The sequence below is a fragment of the Neobacillus sp. NPDC097160 genome, from assembly GCF_044762155.1.
In the GTDB taxonomy this organism is placed as follows: domain Bacteria; phylum Bacillota; class Bacilli; order Bacillales; family Cytobacillaceae; genus Neobacillus.
Map to the genome: position 1 here is coordinate 1 of NZ_JBIWDU010000045.1, position 4,808 is coordinate 4,808.

5 protein-coding genes and 1 riboswitch are annotated in these 4,808 nt (G+C 32.8%); of the genes, 2 read left to right on the forward strand and 3 right to left on the reverse strand.

The annotated features are described in order from the left end of the window. Window positions 1-197: 197 nt before the first annotated feature. Complete coding sequence (locus ACIQXV_RS29650) at window positions 198-815, reverse strand: ACT domain-containing protein (RefSeq protein ID WP_402965953.1); 618 nt, start codon at window positions 813-815, stop codon at window positions 198-200. A gap of 115 nt (window positions 816-930) precedes the next feature. After that, window positions 931-1,036: riboswitch (SAM riboswitch) on the reverse strand. Window positions 1,037-1,300: 264 nt separating this feature from the next. Between ACIQXV_RS29650 and ACIQXV_RS29655 the strand changes: the two genes are divergently transcribed. Continuing rightward, window positions 1,301-1,744, forward strand: coding sequence for an SRPBCC family protein (locus ACIQXV_RS29655; RefSeq protein ID WP_387317365.1), 444 nt, complete (start codon window positions 1,301-1,303; stop codon window positions 1,742-1,744). A 338-nt stretch (window positions 1,745-2,082) separates the two neighbouring features. On the opposite strand, the gene ACIQXV_RS29660 is transcribed toward ACIQXV_RS29655, so the two are convergent. Then, window positions 2,083-2,622: a hypothetical protein gene (locus tag ACIQXV_RS29660; protein ID WP_402965957.1), complete on the reverse strand. Its 540-nt coding sequence runs from the start codon at window positions 2,620-2,622 to the stop codon at window positions 2,083-2,085. Between the two features lie 320 nt (window positions 2,623-2,942). On the opposite strand from ACIQXV_RS29660, the gene ACIQXV_RS29665 reads away from it, so the two are divergent. Then, window positions 2,943-3,617 (forward strand): hypothetical protein, encoded by a 675-nt coding sequence (locus ACIQXV_RS29665; protein ID WP_402965960.1) that lies wholly within the window; start codon window positions 2,943-2,945, stop codon window positions 3,615-3,617. A gap of 395 nt (window positions 3,618-4,012) precedes the next feature. Here ACIQXV_RS29665 and ACIQXV_RS29670 read toward each other — a convergent pair whose 3' ends face one another. Beyond that, the gene (locus ACIQXV_RS29670) at window positions 4,013-4,501 is read right to left on the reverse strand and encodes a DinB family protein (RefSeq protein WP_402965963.1); all 489 of its coding nucleotides are present in this window, start codon (window positions 4,499-4,501) and stop codon (window positions 4,013-4,015) included. Window positions 4,502-4,808 lie beyond the last annotated feature (307 nt).

Here is a 4,808-nt window from a genome sequence, read left to right on the forward strand (position 1 = left end):
CTTTATGGAGTTTAAAAGCTAACTTGTTATTAAGCTAACTGGGGCAAGAGTTGAAGAAGCTGCGATATTTGGCGGCTTTTCTTATTGAAGTAACGGGGCAGGTTAATTTAATAGGAAGTTATCGTTAATGAAAACAAAAAGAAAAGGTGCATCTATTAGTCATAATTAGAAGCCCTTTTATTACCTGTAGGAAATCATTAATATTTCAAATCGACACACTTGCAAAAAAATTCATTATGGATTGCTGCAACAGCTCTTTTTTCATCATGAGCCTTTACACCAAATACTAAACTTATCTGAGATGATCCTTGATTCATATGTATCATTTCAATATTAATTCTTTTTTCTGCAAGAACCCTCGCTGCTCTGGCAATGCTTTCAGCATTATGATGCATTTTTCCTCCGATAAGCATAATTAAAGCAATATTACGTTCAATAGTTACTTTATCTGCCGAAAGTTCCGTACTAATCCGTTGTATTAGTTTACTTTCTATTATCTGATCTAATTGATTTTCATGTAAAACAAGATTAAGAGCATCAACCCCCGATGGTATATGCCTATAATAAAGTTGAAAATCTTCAAGGATCTGAAGCAGCTTTCTTCCAAACCCAACTTCTTTATTCATTCTATACTTGCTAACATAAATGATGCATAAATTATTTTCACTGGAGATTTCAACTACTGGTTCATTTTTATTATCATGAGTATTAGTCATTTTAGTACCTGAGACCGCAGGTTGAGATGTATTTTTTAAGTTTGTTTTTACTAACGTATCTGATGCTAATGAACTCTCTCTAAAGTTTACACCCTTCATCTCATCATCCCCTAATAGTCATTAACTTTTTATTATTTCCTCGTTTATATTCCAAACACAAAAAACCTCTTCTACAATAAATAAGAAGAGGTCATAACAAACTATTTCATTCCTCCCCTTATCTTCCAGAAACAATTCTGCAGAAATTAGCACCTTTTCAAGTAAAACTTGAAGGTTGCTGGGCTTCATAGGGTCTGTCCCTCCGCCACTCTGGATAAGAGTTTTTAATATAGTCACTTTAATTATTTATAAAAATATACCAGAAGGATATTTCTTAGTCAATCCTTAACTAGTACACTGGTAAAAAATCATTTAATAAAATGCGTATGGCCCTTGTTAAACTAAAGGGTGCTTTAGTAGAACAGCAGGGGTTACTGCGGTAACCCTTTTTCTTGTTCCACTAACGAAGCAGGATTGTTGAAGAAGAAAAAGAATAGTATAAGTTATAGAATAAAGTGAAATCAGGGATATGGAGGATAGTGAAAATGCCAGATATAAACCATAAAACCTACATTAAAGTACCTTTAGAAGAAGTGTATAAAACAGTTTCAACATCTCAAGGTTGGAATGCTTGGTTTACAGATGACACATCTTTAGAGATAAACCCAGATGGAACAGGTGAATTACGATTGAGATGGACAAATTTCGGTAGTGAAAATGTAAATGTTGAAGATGGGGGGAAGATTCTTGAGGCAACTCCAAACAAAAGATTTGTTTTTCAATGGTCACCAGGAGAACAAAATTCAACAGTAACTTTTAAACTTGAGCCTTATAAAGACGGAACATTAGTAGTTCTTAATGAGACGGGCTATACAAATTCAGGAAAAGACTTAAAAGCCTGTATTGGATGTGCAGTGGGTTGGGGAGAAGCATTAACACTTTTAAAGATATACTTAGAGTATGGAATTGTGTTAAAACAGGATTTGTAATTCTCTAAGTTATTGGTGTATGGAGTCTTTGAAAAGTAATGAACATAAAGGTGATTGTGGTAATAATCCAATTTTTATTCAACAAAAGGGTGCTTTAGTTGAACAGCGGGGGGTTGCTGCGGCAGCCTTTTTCTTATTCCACTAATGGGCAGTTTTGTTTAAGAACGGGGATATATTTATTAGCCAATAAACAAATAAATCCATCCAAGAGGGATTCTCCAAGGATAGATTTATTTGTAATTCCAGCTATCTAAACATTCTTTAGTTGGCAGGATTCTTCTTCCAGTCACTTTTCTTTTACTAACAACTATCCCGCAGTGTCACTTCTTCTTAAACTCCTAATAATCTAATTGACGTAAATACAATAAGATTTCATTTTCATTTAGTTTTTTAAACTTATACTTACGAACTTGGCTTTCAATTTTCTTTTTGTCATCATCTTTACTACTGAATAAATCTACTAAGTGCAAAATTACTTCTGTCAACACAGTTACTACTCCACCTGACCATACTGCCCCTAATTCCCAACCTAATTTTTCTGTATCAGAAAGTTGTGACTTCGCTAATTCATCCATTTCTTTTTTGTATTCGCCTTTGATTAGAATATATTCTTCCTTATTTCTAAAGGCTAATAGTAAATCTTCAGCATTATAAACTTCGAAATAAGCATTTTCCTTCTCTAATTGTATTAATTCATCCAGTACAGTTCCTTCACTTTTCTCTACTGTTTTCGCAATAGCTTGAATTGTTTTGACTGAATAATGATTGACACTTTTTTTATTAACACTTGAAAGCATTTGCTGACTGATTCCAGTTTCTTTAAATACATCGTATCGTTTTTTCCCGTTCTTTTGCAGATAAATATCTAATAGACTCATTTTAAAATTCTCCTTTCCCTATAATAAATTATTTTTTACTAAAAAATTTTTTGCTTAATTATATTTTAGTATATGTGTAAAAAAATGTAAATTGTTATTTTATTTAATAATCAATGAATTTTATTTTTTCGTTGTATCACGTAAGTTTGTGAAAGTTTGCACTTAAACTAACGGGTAGCTTTAGTTTAAGATTGAGATGCGACAGGCAGCTCCTCTTTCTAGTTGAACTATTGGGCAGGTTACTTTAAGAAGGAATTAATTAATGGAATATAGAAATTATAATGTATTGAATTTATATTTACTTAAAGCGAGGACATTTAATGGCAAAGAAACCTTATGGGAAGCATTGGAAAGGTTTAAAAGGGTACAGGGTAGTAGAAGGGAAAGATGTGTATAATCACTATTTTGGTGGAAATGAATGTGATTTGCCAGATTGTAAATTGTGTGGAGAAAAAATGCATCTAATTTTTTGTTTTGATTTAAAAGATGAAAGGCTTTCCGAAATAAAAAATGATGAACTAAATATTTTACCATTAGTATCTTGCTTGAACTGTTCAATGGTATGGGAACCTCAATATTTTCAGTTAAGTGATGGGGGTAAATCCATTCAAGTAATAAGTCAGGAAAATACAGAAGATTGGATTCAAGATAAGGAATACAGGCTACCTGTACCACTTCCAAAGACAAATGTAAACCTAATTGAAATGAAAGCCGAAGATATTCCAATTAATAAAGATAATTATGATACAGCATTTGATTTATTTGGTTCGGAATATTTATGCCGACTTTTGGGTGCACCTTTGTATGATGAAGTTCCTGAAGATTTAGAGTGTCCAATTTGCAATCAAGAAATGAAGTACATTGCCGCAGTTACACAAGACCTCGGGGAAAGGGAACTTATTTCAGTTGTGGATTTTCAATTAGGTGAGATGAATATTTTCTATCATTTATGCAAGGATTGTTTAGTAATAAAAACTCAAATACAAGGAACATAATAAAGAATCTTGCACTTCAAAGGAGATTTTATAAGGTAGGGCTGGTTTAACAGCCTTTCTTTAATCGAAGTAAGTTTGTGAAATGTTGTACTTAAGCTAACGGGGGCTTTAGTGAAAAAAAAGACTGTCTTTATGACGGTCCTTTTTTGGTGAGATTAACAAAAATTTATTTTTGTAAAGTTCGCGAAAGAATGTACTTAAACTAACGGAGCAGGATAGTTTAGGAAGAAGTTAAATATGAGAGAAGAAGGTTTACCTGATTACTTTAATAGGTTTTGTTAAATATTATTGTTGTTTTTTAGGTATAAAATATGTGAACGTCCAAATCGGACGTTCCCGTTCTTATTCCTTTAAAGCCCCCTATAATGGAATAACTGTAAAGCTAATAAATCTTTTTAAAAACTGCGTTTAGCTGCCCAAGCTCCTTGCATTTTACTAAGGAATACAATTTGGCCAATATGATAGGCGTCGTGCATTGCTAAACTCTTCAGTTCAATCACTAATGGATTGTCTTCAGGGATCTCTCTATACAAATCTTCTAGTTCTGATGTTGCTAGTATTTTTTCTAGTTCACGATGAACATAAAAGTATTCTTGTTTTGTTTTCTGCCAATTTTGAGACGTCTTAGTTGGTAATCGATATGTAGCGTCATTATTTTCTGCCTTTGGTTCATTTGTTGTTTCACCAAGAAATCGTAACAGAATTCTTTTTTCAAAGAAAAGCAAATGACAAACTAATTCCCAAATGGAATGTGCCCCCTCAACTGGTTTCCAAATTGCCTGTTCAAAAGTGATATCCTCTAGCACTTTTTCAAGTGGTGGAAACCAGTCTTCTTGATCTAAGCAACTTGCCCATTGCTGTAACAAAAGTGTCCTTACATCCATTTTCTATTCCCTCCAATTTAATCCCTTTAATAGATAATCCCTTGGTCAAAATTCATTTGCGGCGTGTTGTATATAGCTATTAAACTGCCCTTTAATGGAACAATGAACGTTCCGTTATTCGGAAAATTCTAATAACATTTTATCATATGTTGTGTTAAATGAAAAAGAACAGCTGTCTTAAGATTGGGTTGCTGCGGCATCCTTTTTTTATAGTGCTAAACCAGCTAATAGTTTGTCAATATTTTTCATTAAAAACTTAAAATATCTCATGTTATACTAAAAATGTGCATACCAAATAACCCTCCGT

Excerpts from the sequence above, each read along its gene's own strand:
- ACIQXV_RS29650 (WP_402965953.1), bottom strand. The coding sequence starts at position 815 with ATGAAGGGTGTAAACTTTAGAGAGAGTTCATTAGCATCAGATACGTTA.
- ACIQXV_RS29670 (WP_402965963.1), bottom strand. The coding sequence starts at position 4,501 with ATGGATGTAAGGACACTTTTGTTACAGCAATGGGCAAGTTGCTTAGAT.
- ACIQXV_RS29660 (WP_402965957.1), bottom strand. The coding sequence starts at position 2,622 with ATGAGTCTATTAGATATTTATCTGCAAAAGAACGGGAAAAAACGATAC.
- ACIQXV_RS29655 (WP_387317365.1), top strand. The coding sequence starts at position 1,301 with ATGCCAGATATAAACCATAAAACCTACATTAAAGTACCTTTAGAAGAA.
- ACIQXV_RS29665 (WP_402965960.1), top strand. The coding sequence starts at position 2,943 with ATGGCAAAGAAACCTTATGGGAAGCATTGGAAAGGTTTAAAAGGGTAC.